Origin of the sequence: Sorangium sp. So ce1153 (assembly GCF_051521595.1) — a bacterium.
Taxonomy (GTDB): Bacteria; Myxococcota_A; Polyangia; order Polyangiales; family Polyangiaceae; genus Sorangium.
Genome location: NZ_CP150361.1, coordinates 1,280,611 through 1,302,351 on the forward strand (window position 1 = coordinate 1,280,611; position 21,741 = coordinate 1,302,351).

At 71.1% G+C, this 21,741-nt stretch carries 16 protein-coding genes and 1 tRNA gene; 10 read left to right on the plus strand and 7 right to left on the minus strand.

The window, feature by feature from the left end; genetic code table 11:
* The first annotated feature begins 21 nt into the window (after positions 1-21).
* Complete coding sequence (locus WME85_RS04435) at positions 22-696, plus strand: thioredoxin family protein (protein ID WP_437835431.1); 675 nt, start codon at positions 22-24, stop codon at positions 694-696.
* Positions 697-839: 143 nt separating this feature from the next.
* On the opposite strand, the gene WME85_RS04440 is transcribed toward WME85_RS04435, so the two are convergent.
* The gene (locus tag WME85_RS04440; protein ID WP_436625099.1) at positions 840-1,448 is read right to left on the minus strand and encodes a response regulator; all 609 of its coding nucleotides are present in this window, start codon (positions 1,446-1,448) and stop codon (positions 840-842) included.
* Positions 1,449-1,882: 434 nt separating this feature from the next.
* Between WME85_RS04440 and WME85_RS04445 the strand changes: the two genes are divergently transcribed.
* A tRNA-Pro gene (locus WME85_RS04445) sits at positions 1,883-1,956 on the plus strand.
* A gap of 416 nt (positions 1,957-2,372) precedes the next feature.
* Here WME85_RS04445 and WME85_RS04450 read toward each other — a convergent pair.
* The 4 genes from WME85_RS04450 to WME85_RS04465 form a co-directional block, all read right to left on the minus strand.
* Complete coding sequence (locus WME85_RS04450) at positions 2,373-5,120, minus strand: ATP-binding protein (RefSeq protein WP_437835432.1); 2,748 nt, start codon at positions 5,118-5,120, stop codon at positions 2,373-2,375.
* 227 nt (positions 5,121-5,347) lie between these two features.
* Positions 5,348-6,319 carry an electron transfer flavoprotein subunit alpha/FixB family protein gene (locus WME85_RS04455; RefSeq protein ID WP_437835433.1) on the minus strand — a complete coding sequence of 324 codons (972 nt, stop codon included), beginning with the start codon at positions 6,317-6,319 and terminating at the stop codon, positions 5,348-5,350.
* A gap of 87 nt (positions 6,320-6,406) precedes the next feature.
* Complete coding sequence (locus WME85_RS04460) at positions 6,407-7,234, minus strand: electron transfer flavoprotein subunit beta/FixA family protein (RefSeq protein WP_437307784.1); 828 nt, start codon at positions 7,232-7,234, stop codon at positions 6,407-6,409.
* A 790-nt stretch (positions 7,235-8,024) separates the two neighbouring features.
* Positions 8,025-8,846 (minus strand): hypothetical protein, encoded by an 822-nt coding sequence (locus WME85_RS04465; RefSeq protein ID WP_437835434.1) that lies wholly within the window; start codon positions 8,844-8,846, stop codon positions 8,025-8,027.
* 1,393 nt (positions 8,847-10,239) lie between these two features.
* Between WME85_RS04465 and WME85_RS04470 the strand changes: the two genes are divergently transcribed.
* The 4 genes from WME85_RS04470 (at position 10,240) to WME85_RS04485 (ending at position 14,788) form a co-directional block, all read left to right on the plus strand.
* On the plus strand, positions 10,240-10,524 hold the full coding sequence (locus WME85_RS04470; RefSeq protein WP_437835435.1) for a hypothetical protein: 285 nt from the start codon (positions 10,240-10,242) through the stop codon (positions 10,522-10,524).
* Between the two features lie 417 nt (positions 10,525-10,941).
* Entirely contained in the window at positions 10,942-12,624 is a 1,683-nt protein-coding gene (locus WME85_RS04475; protein ID WP_437835436.1) for an L-aspartate oxidase, read from the plus strand.
* An 86-nt stretch (positions 12,625-12,710) separates the two neighbouring features.
* Entirely contained in the window at positions 12,711-13,550 is an 840-nt protein-coding gene (locus WME85_RS04480; protein WP_437835437.1) for a CPBP family intramembrane glutamic endopeptidase, read from the plus strand.
* Positions 13,547-14,788 (plus strand): patatin-like phospholipase family protein, encoded by a 1,242-nt coding sequence (locus tag WME85_RS04485; protein WP_437835438.1) that lies wholly within the window; start codon positions 13,547-13,549, stop codon positions 14,786-14,788. The genes WME85_RS04480 and WME85_RS04485 overlap by 4 nt, the downstream gene beginning before the upstream one ends.
* Before the next feature lie 139 nt (positions 14,789-14,927).
* Here the strand turns inward: WME85_RS04485 and WME85_RS04490 are convergent, their stop codons facing one another.
* Complete coding sequence (locus WME85_RS04490) at positions 14,928-15,428, minus strand: YchJ family protein (protein WP_437835439.1); 501 nt, start codon at positions 15,426-15,428, stop codon at positions 14,928-14,930.
* A gap of 149 nt (positions 15,429-15,577) precedes the next feature.
* On the opposite strand from WME85_RS04490, the gene WME85_RS04495 reads away from it, so the two are divergent.
* The 3 genes from WME85_RS04495 to WME85_RS04505 all read left to right on the plus strand — a co-directional run bounded on the left by WME85_RS04495 (position 15,578) and on the right by WME85_RS04505 (position 19,635).
* On the plus strand, positions 15,578-16,045 hold the full coding sequence (locus WME85_RS04495; protein ID WP_437835440.1) for a Tudor-knot domain-containing protein: 468 nt from the start codon (positions 15,578-15,580) through the stop codon (positions 16,043-16,045).
* A gap of 175 nt (positions 16,046-16,220) precedes the next feature.
* A complete protein-coding gene (gene fusA, locus WME85_RS04500; protein ID WP_437835441.1) occupies positions 16,221-18,308 on the plus strand; it encodes an elongation factor G in 2,088 nt (695 codons plus the stop codon).
* A gap of 10 nt (positions 18,309-18,318) precedes the next feature.
* Positions 18,319-19,635, plus strand: coding sequence for a hypothetical protein (locus WME85_RS04505; protein WP_437835442.1), 1,317 nt, complete (start codon positions 18,319-18,321; stop codon positions 19,633-19,635).
* 147 nt (positions 19,636-19,782) lie between these two features.
* On the opposite strand, the gene WME85_RS04510 is transcribed toward WME85_RS04505, so the two are convergent.
* The gene (locus tag WME85_RS04510; RefSeq protein ID WP_437835443.1) at positions 19,783-20,217 is read right to left on the minus strand and encodes a DUF6918 family protein; all 435 of its coding nucleotides are present in this window, start codon (positions 20,215-20,217) and stop codon (positions 19,783-19,785) included.
* Positions 20,218-20,603: 386 nt separating this feature from the next.
* Here WME85_RS04510 and WME85_RS04515 point away from each other — a divergent pair, with 386 nt between their 5' ends.
* Positions 20,604-21,728: a hypothetical protein gene (locus WME85_RS04515; RefSeq protein ID WP_437835444.1), complete on the plus strand. Its 1,125-nt coding sequence runs from the start codon at positions 20,604-20,606 to the stop codon at positions 21,726-21,728.
* Positions 21,729-21,741: the final 13 nt, after the last annotated feature.

A 21,741-nucleotide genomic window follows, 5' to 3' on the forward strand; every position in this document is an offset into this window, starting at 1 on the left:
CAATGTTCCTGGCACCTCACGATGCGAAGCGCGCTCGCTCTCTCATCGCTCCTCTGTCTGGCCGCCTGCGGCGGCGTCGAGCCTGCTCCGGAGGGCGCGCGCACCACGGTCGTCTCCCTGCGGAAGATCGACTGTGAGGAGTGCGGCGCCGAGCTCGTCGCGGATCTCCGCGAGCGCCCCGGCGTCTATTCGGCCGCTTTCGACAGGCGCCGCGCCGAGATCGCCGTCACGGCGTCGCCGTCGTTCGACGTCACCGGGACGGTCAAGCAGCTCGCCGCCGACGAGGGGTTCGAGGCGGTGCTCGGCGGCGGCAAGGGCGAGTACCTCGGCTGGGCGACGTACCCTGAGGGGGCGGACGCCCGCACGATCGCGGAAGGCGGCGCCGACATCCCGGATCTCGGCGCTCAGGTCGTCCGGGGGAAGGTCACGGTCATCGACTTCGCGGCGAGCTGGTGCATGCCGTGCCGCAAGCTCGACGCGCACATGGCCAAGGTGCTCGAGGCGCGGCAGGACGTCGCCTACCGCAAGCTCGACATCGTCGACTGGGAGACCCCGCTCGCCCGGCGCTACCTGAAGCAGGTCTCGAAGCTGCCTTACGTGATCGTCTATGACACGAGCGGCGCGCAGGTGGACGCGATCGCGGGCCTCGCGATCGACAAGCTCGACGCGGCGATCGAGCGCGGCGCGCGGCGCTGACCCGGGCGTGGTCTCCCGCCCGCGCGCGGGCGACCCCGCGCGTGGGAGACAGCGATGTCGGAGCCGCGCGCGTGCCCGGAGCGACGGCGATGTCGGAGCCGCCCGCGGCGGCTCTGACATCGCCGTCTCGCCGGTCGACGAGCTCAGTAGTGGCCGAAGAGGTCCTGGATGCGCGACTCGAGCGCGACCGCGATCTTGTAGAGCGACGAGATGGACGCCGACGACTCGGCGCGTTCGATCTGCGAGAGCAGCGACACGCTGAGCCCGGTGCGGCGCGCCATCTGCTTGAGCGTGAGGTCCTTGTCCTTGCGCAGGTTCCTGATCGTGTCGCCGATGACGCGGTGGAGCTGCTCCTCCGGCGTCCGCGCGAGGCCCTTCTTGCGCATCACGCGGGCGAGCACCTCGCGGAACTCGTCGACGTTGAACGGCTTCTTGATGTAGTCGACCGCGTCGAGCTTCATGGACGCGACGGCGCTCTCGAGGTTGGGGAAGCCGGTGAAGATGACGACGGCGATGTCGTTGTCGACCTTGCGAATGCGCTTGAGCACCTCGATGCCGTCGAGCTTCGGCATCATCAGGTCGAGGATGATGAGGTGATAGCCGCCCGCGCGGACCTCGTCCTCGACCGTCGTGGGGTCGCCCAGCGTCTTGACCTGATAACCGTCGCGCTCGAGCAGCGTCTGCATGTAGTCACAGATCGCCCGGTCGTCGTCGACGATCAGGATGCGTACTGCGGGAAGCTCAATTGCCACCTGTTCCTCCTCTCACGACCGGCGCTGCCGGCCGTCCTGATCCGTTCTGGAAGGGGCCGCGAGGGCGGTCCCTTGCTCAACGTTGCGCGAGCAGGGGGCGAGCACCTCACCGGCGCCACAGGGGCCTCGCTCTCTGCAATGTCTCGGCAACATCGGGATTCCAGTGACACTTTAACACGGCCTGAGCAAGGTGGGGACGGGAGTTTTTTCTTGCGGTTCATCAATTCTTGGCTTCGTGAAACGTCCGGGGCGACGGGCGCAGATGCTGGTGAATCCCCGGGGTTTGTCGCGTGCGGTGTGCTGGGGGGCGTGTAGGTGTGGCGCGAGCGCGGGGTGTGCTGGCGTGCCCTTCGCGATTTCGTATTGACAAGAGGCTCGCTCTTGGCGATGTTGCGCGCCCGCTGTACGGCGGGCGTTGCTCACGCAGCAGCGATCGGGGCGTAGCGCAGCCTGGTAGCGCACTCGGTTCGGGACCGAGGAGTCGGAGGTTCAAATCCTCTCGCCCCGACTACTTCTTCGACACGCCAGCGGGTGGAATCGCCGCAGGGCGGCCCTGGCCGCCCCTGGTGGCACTCCGGCTGGTTCCTTGGCCGCCCTTGCGATGCGGCGCTCGCCGACGGAAATCGCCGCGCCCTCGCTCGAGGGCGGCAGGCCCGGGGAGCCCCTGTTCTCCGCGCGGCGCGGGGCTGGCAGCGCGGCAGCGTGCTCGTTCGAGGGCGGCAGGCCCGGGGAGCCCCTGTTCTCCGCGCGGCGCGGGGAGGGCCGATGTTTGAGCCCGGGCCCTCGCTTCTCCGGCGAAGCCGGAGGAGCGAGGGCCCGGGCGAGTCCGGCGGGGCCCCCGCGCCGCGCGGAGAACAGGGGCTCCCCGGGCCGGGCAGCTCGGCACAACCCCGCCTCAGCGACCAGGGAAGCCCCTGGCCGCCGCTACCCCGTGCGGCCCGCCAGGTTGGCGATCACCGCCGCGAGCTCCGACGCCTCGATCGGCTTGGGCACGTGCGACTGGAACCCCGCCAGCAGGGCCCGCGTCCGGTCCTGCGCGCTCGCGTACGCCGTCAGCGCCGCCGCCGGGATCCGCCCGCCGTGCTCCGGGCTCTGCGCGCGCAGCCGCCGGATCAGGCTGTAGCCGTCTTCCCCCGGCATCCCGAGGTCGCTCAGGATGACGTCGGGCTTCTCGCGCGCGATCGCCGACAGCGCCTCCTCGACCGTCGCCACCGCGGTGATGCTCGCCCCCTTGCGCTCGAGCACCGTCGTCACGAGCTCCCGCGCGTCCGGCTCGTCGTCGACCATGAGCACGCGGACGCCCTGGAGCGTCGGCTCCGCGTCGGACGCGATGCTGCTCAGCCCCTCGACCTTCCGCAGCGCCGCGATCGCGCCGCGCGGCGCGAGCGGGATGTCCACCGTGAACGTCGCGCCCTTGCCCTCGCCCGCGCTCTCCGCCCGCACCGTGCCGCCGTGCAGCTCGATCAGGTGGCGGGCGATCGCGAGCCCGAGGCCGAGGCCGCTGTGCGGCCGCGTGCTCGTGCTGTCGGCCTGCCGGAAGCGGTCGAACACGTACGGCAGGAACTCGGGGACGATGCCCTGGCCGTTGTCGCTCACCTGGACGCGCGCCAGCCCCTCGGACCTGCTGAGCTGGATCGACACCTTGCCGCCGCGCGGCGTGAACTTGATCGCGTTCGACAGGAGGTTCCACACCACCTGCTGCAGCCGCGTCTGGTCGCCCGAGATCGGCCCCGCGTTCGGGTCGAGCTGCACGGCGAGCTCGATCCCCTTGGCGTCCGCGCCGTGGCGGACCGCGTCGATGGCCGCGTTGATGATCGGCGGCAGGTCGATCAGCATCACGTCGAGCCGCAGCTTGCCGGTGATGATGCGGGAGGCGTCGAGGAGATCCTCGACGAGCTGCGCCTGGAGCGTGCCGTTGCGCTCGATCGCCTCGAGCGCGCGGACGTGGGTGTCCGGCTTCAGCGAGCCCTGCCGGAGCATGCGCGCCCAGCCGAGGATCGCGGTGAGCGGGGTCCTGAGCTCGTGGGAGAGCGTGGCGAGGAACTCGTCCTTCGCGCGGTTGACCTGCTGCGACTCGCGGTAGAGCTGGGCGTTGTCGAGCGCGAGCGCGGCGAAATTGCAGAGCTCCTCGGCGAGGGCGAGGTCGTCGACGCCGTAGCGCCGGCCCGGCTCGGTCGAGAGCAGCGTGATCGCCCCGCGCGTCCGGCCGCGGGCGCGCAGCGGCACGATCATGGCCGAGCGGACGCCGAGCTCGCGGAGCAGCGCGGGGTAGGCCGGATCGTGCGCGCCGGACCAGCACTCGTCCCTGGGCTCCTGCGACGAGGCGGGCTGCCACGCCGTGCCCTCGACGTCGGGGAGCAGGAGCGACTCGCCGCGCCGGAGCACCGCGTGCACCGCGCGCGGCACCTCGGGCTCGGTCGGGTAGCGGGCCGAGAGGCCCTTCCCCAGCGCCTGCTTCGCGTTGCTCGCGTGCACGGCCGCGAGCCGGGTCAGCGAGCCGTCCGGCTCCACGATGTCCACCAGCGTCGCGTCGGCGATGTGGGGCACCGCGAGGCGCGCGACGTTGGCCAGGGTCGTGTCGTACTCGAGCCCCGACAGCGCGAGCTGCCGGCTCGCCTCGCCGATGAAGTACCGGCGCTTCTCGGCGAGCCGCTTCTCGGTCACGTCCCGGAAGACCAGCACGAGCCCGACGAGCTCGCCCTCGTCGCTCCGGATCGGCGCGCCGCTCGAGTCGATCGCGAGCTCCGAGCCGTCCCGGCGCAGGAGCAGCGTGGTGTCGTCGAGCCCGATGATGCCGCCGTGGCGCAGCACCTCGGTGACCGGGTTGTCGAGGTCGTCGCGCGTCTGCTCCGAGATGACCCGGAAGACCTCCGACAGCCGCCGGTCCTTCGCCTCGTCGAGCGACCAGCCGGTCAGCTTCTCGGCCACGGCGTTCATGAAGTCGATCCGCCCCGAGCCGTCGGTCGAGATCACCGCGTCGCCGATGCTCTTCAGCGTCGTCGAGAACTTCGTCCTGCTGACGTTCAGATCGGCTTCGAGCTGCTTGAACTGGGTGATGTCGGCGAAGATCGAGACCGCGCCGAGCAGCTCGCCCTCCGGCGAGAGGAGCGGCGCGCAGCTCCCGAGCATCATCCCGTGGGTGCCGTCGAACCGCTGGAAGTGGAGCTCCTCCGCGGGCACGGTCTCCCTGCGCGTGAGGCACCGCGCCATCGACCAGTCCTCGGCCGCGAACGGCCGGCCGTCGGGGTGGAACGCGCGGTAGCGCCCCCAGCCCTCGACGTTCTCGGCGGTGGAGCTGCCGGCCCAGATCCGCTCGGAGGCGCGGTTCTGGAGGATCAGCTTGCCCTGGGTGTCGGAGACGATGATGCCGTGCGGGCTCTCGCTGAGGAGCGCGTCGAGCAGCCCGCGCTCGTGCCGCGTGATCGCGCGCAGCCGCTCGACCTCGCGCCGCAGCGCCTCGACCTCGGTGTCGATCGGCGGCACCGACGCCGCGAGCGGCGTGAGCTCGAAGGAGGCGCTCGCGGTCGGGTCGAGGCTCGCGATGGCGCGATCGATCTCGACGACCGCTGGGCCGATGAGCCGTCGCTGCTCGGCGGCGCTGGCCGCCTCGTACAGCAATGCCCGGGCCTGAGCGAGCGCCGTGACGATCGGGATGTCCGAACGTTCGGGCATGGCGCCTAAGGGATCCCACGGCAGCCGGACGCGAACAAGATGCTATGCGAGCGAACTGACACGGAATTTACGTCGCCGGACGTGGACTTCTTGCTGGACGGACTCTTCCAGTGGGCCGGGGTACCCTCCGTGCGCCGTGAGGAGCGCCGGGGGCACTCCGGCGGAGCAGCCGCGCGAGGCTCAGCTCCGCGCCGGGGGGGGACCCCGGCGGAGCAGCCGCGCGAGGCTCAGCTCCGCGCTGCCTGGATCTGCTTCACGAGCTCGGGCACGGTCGTGAAGAGGTCCGCGACCAGGCCGTAGTCGGCGACCTGGAAGATCGGCGCGTCGGCGTCCTTGTTGATGGCGACGATGACCTTGGACCCCTTCATGCCGGCGAGGTGCTGGATGGCGCCCGAGATGCCGACGGCGACGTAGAGCGACGGCGCGACGACCTTGCCCGTCTGGCCGACCTGCAGGTCGCTGGCGGCGTAGCCGGCGTCGCACGCGGCGCGGCTCGCGCCGACGGCGGCGCCCAGGACGTCGGCGAGCGGGTCGAGGACCTCGTTGAAGCGCTCCTTCAGGGCGCGGCCGCCGGAGACGACGACCTTCGCCTCGGCGAGCTCCGGGCGCTCGCTCTTCACCTGGTCGAAGGAGACGAACTCCACGCGCTCCGCGGCGGCGCTCGGCGGGACGACGGCGACCTGCTCGATCGGCGACTTCCCGCCGGCGGGCTCGGCGGCGGCGAACGCGCTCTGCCGGACGCTCACGACGTGGACCGGCGTCGCGACGGTGCAGATCCCGTACGCGTTGCCCGCGTACATCGGCCGCTTGTACTTCAGCGTCGAGCCGTCGGCGAGCAGCTCGGAGATGTCGCTCGCGAACCCTGCCGACAGCCGCGCCGCGACGCGCGGGAGCAGGTCCTTGCCGTAGGCGCTCGCGGTGCCCACGACGACGCCGTACCCCTTCGCCGCCGCGACGACGGTCGGCACGTAGCGCTCCGCGACGTAGTCCTTGAGCGCGCCCGACTCCGCGACGAGCACCTTGGCGGCGCCGAGCGTCGCTGCCTCCGCGGCCGCGTCGCCGAGGGCGTCGCCGATCACGAGGATCGAGTACGTCCCGCCGAGCGCCTTCGCCGCCTGCCGGGCGAACGTGACGGCGGAGTGGGTCGTCTTCTTCAGCTTTCCTTCGGCGGCCTCGGCCACCACGAGAACGTCAGCCATGATCCCTCCTGGTCCTCCTCAATCTCTCGACGTGGTCGGGGGTCCGCGTCTGCGGCCCCCTCGTATCGTCGACCCTTTGCGGTCCCGTCAGAGGACCTTCGCCTCGTTCTTCAGGCGCGTGACGAGCTCACCGACGTCCTTCACCTTGATGCCCGCCTTGCGCGCCGGGGGCGGCTGGAAGGCGTGGTACTGGACCTTCAGCGCCTGGTCCGCGGCGAGATCGGGGAGCTTCACCTCGGCGAGGGGCTTCTTCTTGGCGGCCATGATCGCGGGGAGCGCCGCGAAGCGCACGCCGTCGTTGTACTTGAACGTGGGCGCGGTCTTCAGCGAGTAGACGCTGGTCGGCGCGACGATGCGGAGGTCGACCGTGACGACGGCGGGCAGGCGCACGCGCAGCGTGGCGACGCCGCCGTCGACCTCACGGCCGACGAGGAGCGCGCCCTTCTCTTCCTTGATGGTCGCGGCGAACGTGGCGAGCGGCCAGTCGAGCAGCTCGGCGAGGACCTGGCCGACCTGGTTCGAGTCGCCGTCGACGGCCTGCTTGCCCATGAGCACGACGTCCGGCTTCTCGCGCTCGACGAGCGTCTTGAGCGCGCGGGCCACGAGGTCGCCGTCGAGCTTGTCGTCGGTGATGTCGACGCGGATCGCCTTGTCGGCGCCGGTCGCGAGCGCGGCGCGGAGGGTCTGCTCGGTCTCCTTCGGCCCGAAGGTGACGACGACGACCTCGCCCGCTCGGGTCTTCGGCGCCTTGCCGTCCTCGGTCAGCCGCAGCGCTGCTTCCAGGGCGTACTCGTCGAACGGGTTCGGCTTCCACTCGAGCCCGGTCGTCTCGATTTTGTCCCCTGACGCGGGGATCTTCACCTTGTTCGCGTTATCCGGATCGGCGACGCGCTTGAGCGGAACGAGGATCTTCACGGCTCGGTGGCTCCTGTTGCTGTGTGGTAACGCAGAGCGTAGTCCGCCCGGGCGGCGGCGCGCTACGCGGCAGACGGGCCGGCGGACCGAAGCGTGGACCCGGCGAGCCCGGCTGGAATAACGCGCCCGAGGCGGAGGAATCCGGTCATGGCAGCCCCGACGTGGTGCGTCAAGCGAACGCGGCGGTCCTGCGTGGATGAATGCGAGCTGCTGTGAGGGGGCTCGCGGCGGGGGAGGGATGGGGGTGATCCGTTGTGAGGGAGCTGGCGGCGGGGAGGGGGGCAGAACGGAGGTGAGCGGTTGAGAGGAGGCTGGCGGCGGGGGGTGGTGGCCGGATTTCAACATGAAGGCGGGAAGGCGGGAAGAAAAGATCAATGATCTTCCTGCCTTCCCGCCTTCATGTGAATCACTCCGGGGCAAATTGGGCCACCATCCGGCGGGGGGTGTAACGGATGCAATCCGTTGGAGGGGGGGCCGGCGGGGGGCGCGTAACGGATGCGATCCGTTGAGAGGGGCTGGCGGCGGGGTGCGTAACGGATGCGATCCGTTGGAGGGGGGTGCCGGCGGGGGTGCGTAGCGGATGCGATCCGTTGAGAGGGGCTGCCTTGGGGGGTGCGTAACGGATCGAGTCCGTCACGAGGGCTGCCGGTGGGGGGTGCGTAACGGATCGAGTCCGTCACGAGGGCTGCCGGTGGGGGGTGCGTAACGGATCGAGTCCGTCACGAGGGCTGCCGGTGGGGAGGGCGCAACGGATCGAGTCCGTCACGAGGGCCCGGAGGAGGCCGCCATGTCAATCCACGCCGACCTCCGGCGCCTCCTCGCCGATCGCGGGCTCGCCCGCGCCGCCGCCGGGCGGCGCGCCGCCTTCCGCCTCGGCCTCTTCCTTGCCGCTCGAGCGCCGGCGCTCGGCCTTGCCCGCCTCCCGCTGCAGCGGCGCGAGCAGCCGGCGCGTCGTCTCGGCGTCAGCCCCCTCGAGCTCCAGCATCTGGAGGACGCTGCGAACCACCTTGATCCAGCGGTTGCGCGCGCGGAGCTGTCCGCCGCGTGAGTCGGCCGTGTCCGGCCTGTCCTGCGCCTCCAGGTGGACGCGCTGCGCGTCGAGCTTGCCGAGCTCGTCGCCGGCGGCGAACCACGCCTGCACGGCCTTGAGCAGGTTGCCTCCCGGCGTCGGCAGCGCCTTGAGCGCCGCCCTCGACTCCGGCGTCAGCCGGTCGCGCGCGAGCTTCACCTCGCCCGCCTCATCGCTGTAGCTCGCCGAGATGAACCTGAGCCCGTCCGCGAACAGCTGATCGCGGATCTCGAGGTAGATGGCCGCGTCCTCGGGATCGTCGGCCAGATCGGCAAAACCGGTGAGCACCGCGTGGGCGCCGCGCGCCTTGCGGTCATGGATCTGGTCGATCGCGACCTGCCTCTGCTGGATGCCGGAGAGCTCGTCGTTTGCCTTCTTCTGCCTCCGGTGCGACTTCAAGATGCCGTCGTGCGCAGCCTCGATATCGTCGATGAGCGGGGCGCACCGCTTCAGCGACGCGAGGCGCGGCCTTTCGCGCTCCGGGTCGAGCCACGCGGCCGTGATCTGAACCATCTGACGAGGAGAGAGGTCTTTGAGCGCCATGGTGCCTCCTTGGTTGTCCTCCGGCGACGCTCGCCGGGGAATGCACCATCGGTCAGGCTCTCAGGTCGAGCGTTGTCTGTGAAGGCCGCTCGCTCGACGCGAACGTGCCCTCTCCACCATCTCCTCGGCAGTTTTCCCGCCAGCTTGAACCGCGGCCACCCACCGCGGCCACCCGACACCACCCAGGGTCCCCCGAGAGCGCCGGCGCGTCGGGGGCGAGCGGGTGCTGCTGGAACCTCACAACCGGCGAGAGCTGCGAGCAATGAGCAGAGTGGCGATGTTGTGCGGTAATTTTAAATGTTTCAACGGAATGACATCTGCTCGAGCCAAGAAAGCTGCGGTCCGTGAGCTGCTGAGCTGAAGGAGAGAACAAGAAATGATTGGACGCACCCCGCGTCGGGGTGGTAGGGACCGGTTTGTCGCGGAAACGCGACACGGTGGGCTGCTCGGCGCTTACAACTTTTCCACCATGGTGTGGAATGCCCAAGGCGCGGGCGGACGGACCGGAGATCTGCTGCACCCTTCTGCGTCGGGCCGCGAGCGCGGATGTTATCCGACGGTCGCTGAAGGCAGCCCAGCAGCAGATCACTCTTGCTCAGCGAGAAACCTGCGAGCCGTGGCCGCGGCCCGACGAACGCGCCGTAGCGGCGCCGAAGGCGTGAGCGCGCCGGAGCGAGAGTTTCCGTGAGCGAGCGGTGAGATGGCGGGCGGCGTCGTCGAGAGCGCCGCGTGCGCCACGGCGGCGCAGGGGGGAGGAGGTGTTGGCGATCGCGCGAGGTGCGACTGCAGGGGAGGGGCATGCTGAGGGGCTGGGAGGTGTCGAGCGGGAGCCGCAGGAACTTTGGTCTCTGCGAGAACCGCGGAAGTAAGCACTACCGTACGATTTTGTGACAAATCGATGTGGCTGCTCGTAAACCAGCGAAAAGGCATCGATTTCCGCAGGAAACTCCTTGGCGAGCTCTTCCGATATAGGCAGAATCAGCGCTGCGCGATCCGAAGGAGCAGCCATGCCGAAGCGACGGAAGTCCCACCGAGACGACCTCCCTCCTTCTCGCAGGCGTCCGAGCCTGAGTGGGATGGGGGAGTGGGTACGGAAGCTCGGCCTTGAGGACATCCCGTGGGATGCAGAGCGGTGTTGCGAGCACTGCCTCGCGACGCGAGCGGCTCTCCAGCGAGGGCTTAGTATTTCGTGGTAATCTTGGTTTGCCAAACGTAATCTATTGAAATTCGTGCGTGGACGCTGGGCAACGACGTCCCGAGAAAGCCCTTGGCGGCCTCGTTCCCGATTGGCAGAATTGGTCTCATCCGTTACCAAGGAGCACCCATGCCGATGCGCCGGAAGTCCCGCCGAGACGAGATTCCTCCCTCTCGCGTGCGCCCCTGTCTGAGCCACATGGGGAAGTGGGAACGGGCGTGGGTGCGGGAGTTTGGCCTCGACGACATCGACTGGGACCCGGAGCGCTGTTGCGAGCAGTGCCTGGCCAGGCGAGCCGCTCGCGGAGAGGCGATGGAGGAGCTGGTGCCGCCCTCTGGCATACGTCCCAAGCTCCTGCTCGGCCTCGACCTGGCGAAGGACCCACCCGCGCCGGGTGAGGCTCAGGGGCGGAGCACCCGCCGCGACAGGCCAGCATACCTGAAGCTCGTGCAAGCGCGCCGTCTTGAGCCCGACGACCCTTGAGCCAAGAGCCGCACATCAGCACGGAGGGCCGAGCACGCGAGATGCGTGCGGACCCGATCGCCCCGTGTCGATGACAGCCGAGGTGGCGGTGAAGATGACAATGGCGCCAGGTCCCCCTGCTCCCGCACTCGGTCGTCCTCGGCCGCGGACAGTACACCCGCACTCTCGCCCGGCTCGCACCCGCACTCCCGCCCGGCTCGCACCCGCACTCTCGCCCGGCTCGCACCCGCGCTCGCGCCAGGCCCTCCCCGGCACCCCCGCCCCGCCCGCGCTTCGCCCCGGCTCCGCGCAGCTCGGCGCCGGCGGCTCTCCCGTCGGGCGCGGCTCCCGCCCGAACGCCCGGCGGCGCCGCTGTCGCGCGCAGGAAGCGCGCCACGGCCTACCTGCATGCGCCCCGCTCCTGCTACCCTCCACGCCGTGGCGATAACGACAGATTTCCTCGTGATCGGCAGCGGTGTAGCCGGCCTTACTTTCGCCCTCGAGGCGGCCGAGCACGGTGAGGTGATCGTCGTCACCAAACGGGCGCGCGACGAGTCCAACACGAAGTACGCTCAGGGAGGCATCGCCGCGGTCTTCGCCCCGGACGACACCCCCGAGGCGCACATCGCCGACACCCTCGAGGCGGGGGCGGGCCTCTGCCACGACGTCGTCGTCGAGATCTGCGCCCGCGAGGGGCCCGAGCGGGTGCGCGAGCTCATCGCGCGGGGCGCGCAGTTCGATCACGAGAACGGCCAGGTGCGCCTCGGGCGCGAGGGAGGCCACTCCGCGCGGCGGATCGTCCACGCCGCGGACGCCACCGGCCTCGAGATCGAGCGCGCGCTCCTCGAGCAGGCCCGGCAGAACCCGAACATCCGCTTCGCCGAGCACCACACGGCCATCGACCTGATCCCGCTCTCGCGCTTCGGCGGGCCGGACGTCTGCGCCGGCGCCTACGTGCTCGACGAGACCGACGCCGCGCTCAACGCCGGCGCGCCGCGGCCCCCCGACTCGGAGCGGCCCGCGCCCCGGCACCGCCCCGCCTCGAAGCCGCACGTCGTCGAGACCTACCTCGCGCGGGCGACCGTGCTCGCCACCGGCGGCGCGGGCAAGGTCTACCTCTACACGACGAACCCGGACGTCGCGACGGGCGACGGCGTCGCCATGGCCTACAGGGCCGGCGCCGAGATCGCGAACATGGAGTTCTACCAGTTCCACCCGACCTGCCTGTTCCACCCGGAAGCCAAGAGCTTCCTCGTGAGCGAGGCGCTGCGCGGCGAGGGCGCCATCCTCCGGCTGCCGGACGGCACGGCCTTCATGGCGAACCACGACCCGCGGAAGGACCTCGCGCCGCGCGACATCGTGGCGCGCGCCATCGACTTCGAGATGAAGCGGACCGGCTCGGACTACGTGCTGCTCGACATCACCCACCGGCCGGCGAGCTTCGTCCGCGAGCACTTCCCGACCATCCACGCGCAGTGCCTCCGCTACGGCATCGACATCACCTCGCAGCCGATCCCCGTCGTGCCGGCCGCCCACTACATGTGCGGCGGCATCACCACCGACCTCTACGGCAGGACCACCATCCCCGGCCTCTGGGCGATCGGCGAGTGTACGTGCACCGGGCTCCACGGCGCGAACCGCCTCGCCTCGAACTCGCTGCTCGAGGGGCTCGTCTTCGGCCAACGCGCGGCCGCGCGCCTCGCCGGCCAGATCGCCGAGCTCCGGCAGAGCCCGTTCCCCGAGGTGCCCGAGTGGCAGGTCGGCAACGCGGTCGCGAGCGACGAGGAGGTCGTCGTCGCCCACAACTGGGACGAGCTGCGCCGGACCATGTGGAACTATGTCGGCATCGTCCGGTCCGACGCCCGCCTCCGGCGCGCCGCCCGGCGGATCTCCCTGCTCCAGGAGGAGATCCGCGAGTACTACTGGAAGCACCTTGTCACGCGGGACCTGCTCGAGCTGCGCAACATCGCCACCGTGGCCGAGCTCATCGTCGGCTGCGCCTCCGCCCGGCACGAGAGCCGCGGGCTGCACACGACCATCGACTACCCGGAGACGAACGATCGCCTCTCCACGGATACGGTCGTGAAGCGGGGCGTCCTGCCGTACCTCCGAGGGCGATGAGCGATCCACCGCGCGGCATCCCCGAGCCTCCGCCCAGCGACAGAGGGCCCGGGCCACCCTTCCAGGGAGGCAGCGGGGAGCGACCGATGTCGGTCCCCGTGGCCGCCGGCTGGGTCGCGGGCGTCTCCTTCCTGTTCCTGTGGCTGCTCGGCGTGACCGCCTCGTTCCGGCCAGCGCCGGAGCTCGACGTCGTGAGCAGCTTCGCGTGCCAGGCCGCGGCGTACCTGCTCGGGCTCTTCGGCGTGCTCCAGCTCCACGCCCCGCGCGCCTCCATCCGCGAGTTCCTCGGGCTCCGCCGGACGCACGCGGCGTTCTACCCGCTCGCGGTCGCGCTCGGCTTCGCCCTCGAGGGGCCCATCGCCGCCCTCTACGAGCAGATCGAGCGGCGCTGGCCGTCGGGGATCAGCGACGCCGAGCTCGTCCGCGTCTTCGTCGAGGCGAGCGCGGTCGAGCGGGCCGCGCTCGGCCTCATCTTCGTCGCGCTCGGCCCCACGCTGGAGGAGGTCTTCTTCCGCGGGGCGCTCACCCGCCCGCTGCGCCGGCAGCACGGCGCCCCGCTCGTCATCGCGACCACGGCCGTGCTCTTCGCGGTGGCCCACGTCGAGTGGCAGAAGTTCCTGCCGATCGCGATCTTCGGCGTGGCGCTCGGCGTCCTCCGCGTCGCGAGCGGCTCGCTCGTGCCGCCCATCCTGCTGCACGCGACCTACAACGCCATCCAGTGCTTCGCGCTCCTGTCCGCGGCGGACGCGGGCCACGTCAACGAAGTGCCCGCCGCTGCAGGCGCGGCGCTGCCCGAGACCACGTCGATGCCCGCGTGGCTCGTGGCGGCGAGCTCCGCCTGCGCGCTCGTGTTGATCGCGCTCGCCTGCGCCCTCGGCCACCGCGCCGAGGGGGCGGTCCGCGCGAGGGAAGAGGACCACTCATGATGCCGGCTGTGGAGAGCCAGGGCGGCGGCGAGCGCCGGACCGCGCAGATCGCGGCGGGGGACGGCGGCGGCCGCGCCCCGCAGACCGTGGAGCCGCGCGGCGAGGGGCGCTCGACCGCGCGTTCCGAGCCGGGGCGGGCTCGCGTCAGCCTCTGCCTGCCGGGGGGCGGCCTGACGGGCGCGCTCTACCAGATCGGCGCGCTCGCGGCGCTCGAGGACGGGGTCGAGGGGATCGACAACCAGAGCTTCTCGCTCTACCTCGGGCACGGCAGCGGCGCCTCGGTGGCCGCGGCCCTCGCCGGCGGCATCCCGATCGAGCGGCTCTACCGCGCCCTGCTCGATCCGGTCGACAACTTCTTCCCGCTGGAGCGCGGTCACCTGCTCCAGATCGACGTCGGCGAGTGGCGGCGCGCGCTCAGCACGAGCCTCGTCGCGCTCCGCCACGCCGTCGTCCGGCTCACGACCCGGGGCGACGCGACCCCCAACGCGCCGGCGCAGCAGTACCTCTTCGAGCAGCTCGACCGCTTCAACGACTCGCTCCCCGCGGGCCTGTTCCGGCTCGATCGCTACGAGCGGTTCCTCGCCGAGTTCTTCCTGCGGCGCGGCATCCCGAACTCGTTCCGCGCGATGCCGCGGACGCTGCGCATCCCGACGCACGACCTCGACTCGGGCGAGCGCGTCGTCTTCGGCGCGGAGGGGTTCGACGACGTCCCGGTCTCGCTCGCCTGCGCGGCGTCGCTCGCGCTCCCGCTGTTCTTCACGCCGGTGCGCATCGACCACCGCCACTACCTGGACGGCGGGCTCGGGCACGTGGCGCACCTCGACCTCGCGCAGGCCGCCGGCGTGGACCTCACGATCGTCGTGAGCCCGCTCGTGCCGGTCTCCACCGCGCACCGCCCGGTCCCGACCGGCCACGGCGTGCGCGAGAGCGTGCGCGACAAGGGCATGCTCTGGATCTTCAACCAGGCGATGCGGATCGGCGCGCACACGCGGCTCCACCAGGCGGTGGGGCGGACGCTCGCCGAGGGGAAGATGCAGGTCCTCGTGCTCGAGCCCGCGCCGAACGACGCGCTCCTGTTCCTCCACAACCCGGCCAACCTGCGCGCGCGGCGCGCCATCCTGGAGTACGCCTACCGCACGACGCGCGAGCGCATCGCGGTGTGGATGGAGAAGAACCGCGCCGTCGTCGAGGCGATGGGGTGGCACGAGGCCCGCACCTCGGGCACGGGCGCCGGCTGAGGCCGCGGTCGTCCGGGCGCGACCAGCCGACGCGGTCGTCCGGGCGCGGCCAGCGGGCGCGGCCAGCCGGCGCGGTCGTCCGGGCGCGGCCAGCGGGCGCGGCCAGCCGGCGCGGCCAGCCGACGCGCGGCGATGACGATCAGCCGACGCGCGACGAGAAGAGGGCGATGGTCAGCTCCTCGGGGGGGACGCTGATGCGGGCCCGGGGCACGGCGACCCCGTGGAGGTAGCGCCAGCCCTCGCCGTCGTGGAGGAAATCGGAGAGCTCGATGAACGAGCGGTCGGCGCCGGCCTCGAAGATCTGGGCGAGGAACAGCACCGAGGCGGAGCCGCCGCTCTGCACGCTGTCGAGGATCTTCAGGCCGCGGTAGCGGTGGTGGTGGATCGTCACCTTGAGCTCGCGCAGCACCTCGTCCCTGTCGCGCCCGCGGTCGATGTGCGCCATGTGCAGCGTCCGCCAGAGGTACGCGGTGTCTCCGACGGCGAACGCGGCGTACCGCGAGCGCATCAGCGCCACGGCGTCTGGCGCCTCGCGGTCGCCCAGGTGGCACGGGGCGCAGCACGCGCGGTACGAGCGCCCCGAGCCGCACGGGCAGGGGCGGGAGAGGGTGCCCAGGCCAGGACGAACATCTCGGGTCATGGGCGTTCTCTACACGGGTTTCCGCCGCGCTGCAGCGCCTCGGCGCCGGCGGCACGCCGGCTGTACCACAACGCGGCGCCGTCCCCGGGGAGCCCTGACGCGAAGTCTCTTGCGGGGCGCCGGAGAGGACGGTAAGGCGGGCGGGACGTATGCCCGCAGCGCGCGCACACGCTGCGGCCCTCCTCCTGGTCGTCGCCCTGGTTCTGGGGGGCTGCAAGCGCCAATACGCCATCGGCGACGAGGTCCTCGTGACGTGGGAAGGGAACGTCTACCCGGCCAAGGTCATCGAGGTCGTCGGCCCGACGAAGTTCAAGGTCCACTACCAAGGCTACGACGACATCTGGGATGAAACTGTACCGCGCGAGCGGATCCGTGGCCTTGTCGAGGGCAACGTCGTCCACCCCCCGCCGCCGCCGAAGGTCAGGAGCAAGGGGCTCCAGGCCTCGCAGACCAACGTTTACAAGATCGGCGACAGGGTCCGCGTCGAGTGGCACGGCCAGATGTACCCGGCCGTCGTGACCGGCATCGTGGGGCAAGAGCGCTACCGCATCCACTACGACGGCTACGGGTCGGAGTGGGACGAGACGGTCGGGCTTTCCAGGATTCAGGCCAAGTAGTTGAATTTATCGCGAAGAATCATTTTCCCCCTGGCGCTTGCCTTGGGGCCGAATTAAGAGCCGCGCCGAATTTCTGACTGAGCGCCCGCAGAGTGCGTCCGCCCAGCTGAGGTTCAATGCGTGCCGCACGCCCTCCACGGGCACGCCCTCACGGGTGCGCGGCGGGGAGCCTTCTGTGATCAGCGATCTGTCCAAGCTGCGCAACATCGGGATCAGCGCCCACATCGATTCGGGCAAGACGACGCTGACCGAGCGCATCCTCTTCTACACCAAGCGAATTCACGCCATCCACGACGTCAAGGGCAAGGACGGCGTCGGCGCGAAGATGGACTCGATGGACCTCGAGCGCGAGCGCGGGATCACCATCCAGTCCGCGGCCACGCACTGCTTCTGGAACGGGCACCAGATCAACGTGATCGACACGCCCGGCCACGTGGATTTCACGATCGAGGTCGAGCGCGCGATGCGCGTGCTCGACGGGGCGATCCTGGTCCTCTGCGCCGTCGCCGGCGTGCAGAGCCAGTCGCTCACCGTCGACCGCCAGATGCGCCGCTACGGCGTCCCGCGCATCGCGTTCGTGAACAAGTGCGACCGCGCCGGCGCGAACCCGCTGCGGGTGCGCCAGCAGCTGCGCGAGAAGCTCAACCTGAACCCGGTGCTGCTGCAGCTGCCGATCGGCCTCGAGGACAAGTTCGAGGGGGTCGTCGACCTCATCACGCTGAAGTCCTACCGGTTCGAGGGTGCGAACGGCGAGAAGATCATCACCGGCGACGTCCCGGCCGACATGGCCGACGAGGTGAAGGCGGCCCGCGAGGAGATGCTCGACGCGCTCTCGATGTACTCCGACGAGCTCACCGAGGCGATCCTCGAGGAGCGCGTCACCGAGGAGCTGCTCTACAAGACGATCCGCGACGCGACCGTGAAGCTCCAGATCGTCCCGGTGATGATGGGCTCGGCCTACAAGAACAAGGCCGTGCAGGTCCTGCTCGACGGCGTGACCCGCTACCTGCCGACGCCGGCCGACATCACCAACAAGGCCGTGGACGTCGAGAAGAACGAGGCCGAGGTCACGCTGTCGAGCGACCCGGAAGCGCCGCTCGTGATGCTCGCGTTCAAGCTGGAGGACGGCCGCTTCGGCCAGCTCACGTACATCCGCATCTACCAGGGCAGCCTGAGCCGCGGCAAAGAGGTCACGAACATCCGCACGGGCAAGCGCCACAAGGTCGGCCGGCTCGTCCGCATGCACTCGGACGAGATGGAGGACATCGAGGGCGCGAGCGCGGGCGACATCGTCGCGATCTTCGGCATCGACTGCAACTCCGGGGACACGTTCACGGACGGCGCTCTCAGCGTCGCGATGACGTCGATGCACGTGCCCGACCCGGTCATCTCGCTGACGGTGACGCCCAAGGACAACAAGGCCCAGGCGAACATGTCGAAGGCGCTGCGCCGCTTCACCAAGGAGGACCCGACCTTCCGCGTCGGGGCGGATCCGGAGAGCGGCGAGACGATCATCCAGGGCATGGGCGAGCTCCACCTGGACGTCTACATCGAGCGCATGAAGCGCGAGTACGCGGCGGAGGTCGTCACGAGCCCGCCGCGCGTCGCCTACCGCGAGACGATCACGCGCCGCGTGGACTTCAACTACACGCACAAGAAGCAGACCGGCGGCTCGGGCCAGTACGGCAAGGTCGGCGGTTACATCGAGCCGTGGGCGGAGGCGCCGTTCCAGTTCGACGACCAGGTCGTCGGCGGCGCGATCCCGCGCGAGTTCATCCCCGCGGTCGAGAAGGGCTTCGTGTCGATGCTCGCCAAGGGGCAGCTCATCGGCGCCCCCGTCACGGGCGTGTCGGTCACGCTGAACGACGGCGCGGCCCACGCGGTCGACTCCTCGGACATCGCCTTCCAGGAGGCCGCGCGCGGCGCCTGGCGCGAGACGTACCCGAAGGCCGGCCCGCAGATCCTCGAGCCGCTGATGAAGGTCGCGGTCGAGGGGCCGAGCGAGTACCAGGGCGGCATCGTCGGCATCCTCATGCAGCGGCGCGGCATCATCATCGGTTCGACCGAGGCGGACTCGTTCTGCCGGGTCGAGGCGGAGGTCCCGCTTTCCGACATGTTCGGATTCTCGACCATCCTTCGTTCTGCCACCCAGGGCAAAGCCGAGTTCACGATGGAGTTCTCGCGCTATGCTCCCCTTCCGGCGGCGCTCGCTGAGGAGCTCATCAAGAAGTACCGGGAAGAGCAGGCCAAGAAGGCCAAGTGAGGGGGGCGGCATGTACCGCAAAGAGGTGAACGAGCGGAGCCCCATGCGGGTCTTCGAGGGGTCGATGCACGGCGGGCTCGGTCGGGGCAACGTCGGCGTCATCGTCGCTCGGCCCGGCGTGGGCAAGACGGCGCTGCTCGTGCAGATCGCGCTCGACGACCTGCTCCGGGATCGCCGGGTGCTGCACATCTCGCACGAGAACGCGGTCGATCACGTGCGCGCGTACTACGACGAGATCTTCCACGATCTCGCGCAGTCGATGCGGCTGGCGGAGCCGGAGGCCGTCCGGCTCGAGGTCGAGCGGCACCGGCAGATCTACTCGCACCTCGGACATGTGAAGGCCTCGCCGGACTCGACCGACGAGGCGGCGCGGCTGTGGGTGGAGAAGGTGCTCGAGACGGTGGGCTTCGCGCGCGGCGTCGCCCACTTCGAGCCCGACGTGATCATCGTGGACGGCTTCGACGCGGCGGTCACGTCGGAGGCGGCGATGGAGGCGCTCGCGCGGCTCGCGAAGGAGCGCTCGGCCGAGGTCTGGGTCGCGGCCCAGATCGACGAGCCGGGCGCCCCCGGCGAGCTGCCCGCCGCGCTCGCGAAGGTCGAGCGTCACGTGGGCGTGGTCGTCTACCTGCAATCGGAGCGCGACGTGGTTCGCCTCCGGCTGCTCAAGGACCACGGCAACAAGGACCTGGCCGATCTCCACCTGCGCCTCGATCCGCACTCGATGCGGGTCATCGACGAGGACGTGCGTCCCCCGTCGGAGCGGCCGAAGGACCCGCGGCAGTTCCGCCTGCACTCGGGCGGGGCCAAGGGGGCCGAGGCCGAGTTCGGGACCTGCGCCGAGCGGTTCGGCGTGCAGGAGCTGAACTACAGCTTCGAGGGCCACCGGCTCCTCGAGCGCCAGCGGGGTGTGGTCGTGCTCGGGGACGACGAGCTGCGCAAGGGCGACTTCAGCCTCGTCTACGTGTCGCGGCGCCTCGGCCGCGTGCTGAGCGAGATCCCGCTCGTGCGCAACATCCTCCAGACGATCTGGCACCAGATCAACGCGGCCAGCCAGGTCTTCGTCGTGGGCACGCTCCAGGACGACGGCACCGTGCGCGGCGGCACCGGCTGGGGCGCCGAGCTCGCGCGCCTCTGGAAGAAGCCGCTGTTCGTCTACGATCAGGAGAAGCGCGGCTGGTTCCGGTGGAGCGGCTCCGCCTGGGAGATCGCGCGGCAGCCGAGCATCACCAGCGAGAACTTCGCCGGCATCGGCACGCAGGACCTCAACGACGCCGGCCGCGAGGCGATCCGCGACCTCTTCGCGCGCAGCTTCGGCGAGCCCGGCTGAGCCGGCGCGCGCGGCGCCTCCCTCCCCGTTTCACTCAAGCTGTTCGCTGCCGAGAGGCGCGCCGCTCGCTGCCGAGAGGCGCGCCGCTCGCTGACGAGAGCGCGCGCAGCAGGCCGGCGTGAGCGCGGACCTGCTGCGCCGGGCAGCTCAGGACGCGTGCTTCTGGATCAGCTGGGCGAGGCGGGGGACGGCGTCTTCGACGTTCTTCTTGGCCGAGCCGCGCAGCTTCTCGTAGGTGCCGCGCACGACGCCGCTCGACGACGACTTCGCCTTCGCGTCGGTGACGCTGAGGAGCGCGTCGGCGACGCGCGAGCGGTTCGAGCTCAGGTACGAGCTCGCGTTCCCGCTGCTCGTGGCCTCGGTCCAGATGGGGTCGAGCTTCGTGGCGAACTCGGGCAAGAGCTTCTCGACGACCTGGGTGATGAAGCCGGGCTTGATGCCCTTCACGGCCGCGTAGCCGGCCTTGACGGCCAGGCCGGAGAGGCCGCCCTTCGAAGCCACCTCCTCGTCGACCAGCGTGCAACAGTCGGCGACGACCTGGGATTTCTTGTTCGCATCGAGCAGCGTTTCGCTGAGACCCATTCTCGATATCCTCCGGGCGCTTCGGGGGACCGGACGCGGCTCCCCAACCCTTGCCAGCGCGACCCCCGACAGGGAGCCCCGACCACGTCGGACGGACCGGCGGTCCGCTCCCGACCACATCGACGCGCGGCTCTTACCACAGCAGCCCAGAGGCAGGGATCGCAAGCGCCCGCCCGGGAATCCTTCGGTCCAGGACGGCGCTGCTGCTCCGTCGGCCGTCCAGGATGGCCTTGGAGCGCCGCCTCGCGCCCGGTACACCGCAGAGACAGCGCCGAGACCGCATGCACGGCCGCCTCACGCACGCCATACTCCGAATGTAATTTAAATCACAGTTTCGGTGTGGCGGGCGCTCGCCGCTGTCGTGTGGCGAGGCCTGCGGGGGGCTCATGGACGTCTACTGCGAAGTCTGCGGGATCGTCACCACGGTTTCGAGCGACGCGCGCGGCGGGTCCGCGCTCGAGTGCTGGGTCTGCGGCGGCGCGATGTTCCGCGCGCAGGGGAGGGTCGCGGCTGCGCCGCCGTCACCGGGCGCGGAGGAGCGCCCGATCCGGCCGCCTCCTCCGCTCCGGCGGTCGAGCGCGCCCTCGGTGCAGCGGGAGGACGACGACCCCACGATGATGGATCTCCGGTCGCTCGCCCTGAAGTCGTTCGTCGCGACGGCCCCCGCCGCAAGGGCGGCGGCGGTCGCGCCGGCGAGCGCTGTCGCGCCGGTTGCGGGCGCTGTCGCGCCGGTCGCCGGCCCGGCGGTGGTCGATGCGCCGCCGAGCGTGCGCGACGTGCTGCGGCTGCGGCTCCAGGACGACGCGCTCGCGCCGGTCGCGGCGCGCCCGCGCGCGTGGGCTCGCGCCCGCGGACGCGCGCTCGTGGCGGCGTCGCTGGCGTGCGCCCTGGCCATCGCGGTCGTGCTCGCGCTGGTCGCCGGCCAGGGCTCGCGCGCGCCGGGGGCCGCGCTGCTCCCCGCCGCGCAGCGCGGCGTGTCCCGGGCAGGGGAGCTCGCGCGCGCGGTGAGCGCGTCGGTCGAGCCGCGCGGTCAACCGCGGAGAGCGCCGCGCACGCTCGACGCGCAGGCACGCGCGGCCGGCGAGGACGAGGCGACGACCCCTGGGCCCGTCGCGGCGCCGCTGGCGCGCGCCGCGACGACGGCGAGCGCCCGCGCGGCGTCTGCAGGCGGGCCCGCGGCGTCCGCTGCTGGTTCGCCCGCGGCTTCCTCGACGGGCGCGGGCGCGGCCCCCTCGACGGGCGCGGGCGCGGCTTCCTCGACGGGCGCGGGCGCGGCTTCCTCGACGGGTGCGGGCGCTGCCCCCGCGGTGGGCACGGGCATGCACGCGGCCTCGGCGACGGCCGCGCGCGCCAGGCCAGCGCGCCTGCCTCCGGCGCCGCCCGCGCCCGAGGAGGCGCCGCGGCCCGCGCGGCCGGTATCGCTCGCCGACGCGATGGCCGCCGCTGTCGCCGACCCCGCGCCTCCCCCCGCGGCCGAGGCGCGGCCGGAGGAGGACACCGAAGAGGAGTAGCTCGCGCCGAGCG

Excerpts from the sequence above, each read along its gene's own strand:
- WME85_RS04435 (WP_437835431.1), top strand. The coding sequence starts at position 22 with ATGCGAAGCGCGCTCGCTCTCTCATCGCTCCTCTGTCTGGCCGCCTGC.
- WME85_RS04450 (WP_437835432.1), bottom strand. The coding sequence starts at position 5,120 with ATGCCCGAACGTTCGGACATCCCGATCGTCACGGCGCTCGCTCAGGCC.
- WME85_RS04455 (WP_437835433.1), bottom strand. The coding sequence starts at position 6,319 with ATGGCTGACGTTCTCGTGGTGGCCGAGGCCGCCGAAGGAAAGCTGAAG.
- WME85_RS04465 (WP_437835434.1), bottom strand. The coding sequence starts at position 8,846 with ATGGCGCTCAAAGACCTCTCTCCTCGTCAGATGGTTCAGATCACGGCC.
- WME85_RS04470 (WP_437835435.1), top strand. The coding sequence starts at position 10,240 with ATGGGGAAGTGGGAACGGGCGTGGGTGCGGGAGTTTGGCCTCGACGAC.
- WME85_RS04480 (WP_437835437.1), top strand. The coding sequence starts at position 12,711 with ATGTCGGTCCCCGTGGCCGCCGGCTGGGTCGCGGGCGTCTCCTTCCTG.
- WME85_RS04485 (WP_437835438.1), top strand. The coding sequence starts at position 13,547 with ATGATGCCGGCTGTGGAGAGCCAGGGCGGCGGCGAGCGCCGGACCGCG.
- WME85_RS04490 (WP_437835439.1), bottom strand. The coding sequence starts at position 15,428 with ATGACCCGAGATGTTCGTCCTGGCCTGGGCACCCTCTCCCGCCCCTGC.
- WME85_RS04495 (WP_437835440.1), top strand. The coding sequence starts at position 15,578 with ATGCCCGCAGCGCGCGCACACGCTGCGGCCCTCCTCCTGGTCGTCGCC.
- WME85_RS04505 (WP_437835442.1), top strand. The coding sequence starts at position 18,319 with ATGTACCGCAAAGAGGTGAACGAGCGGAGCCCCATGCGGGTCTTCGAG.
- WME85_RS04510 (WP_437835443.1), bottom strand. The coding sequence starts at position 20,217 with ATGGGTCTCAGCGAAACGCTGCTCGATGCGAACAAGAAATCCCAGGTC.
- WME85_RS04515 (WP_437835444.1), top strand. The coding sequence starts at position 20,604 with ATGGACGTCTACTGCGAAGTCTGCGGGATCGTCACCACGGTTTCGAGC.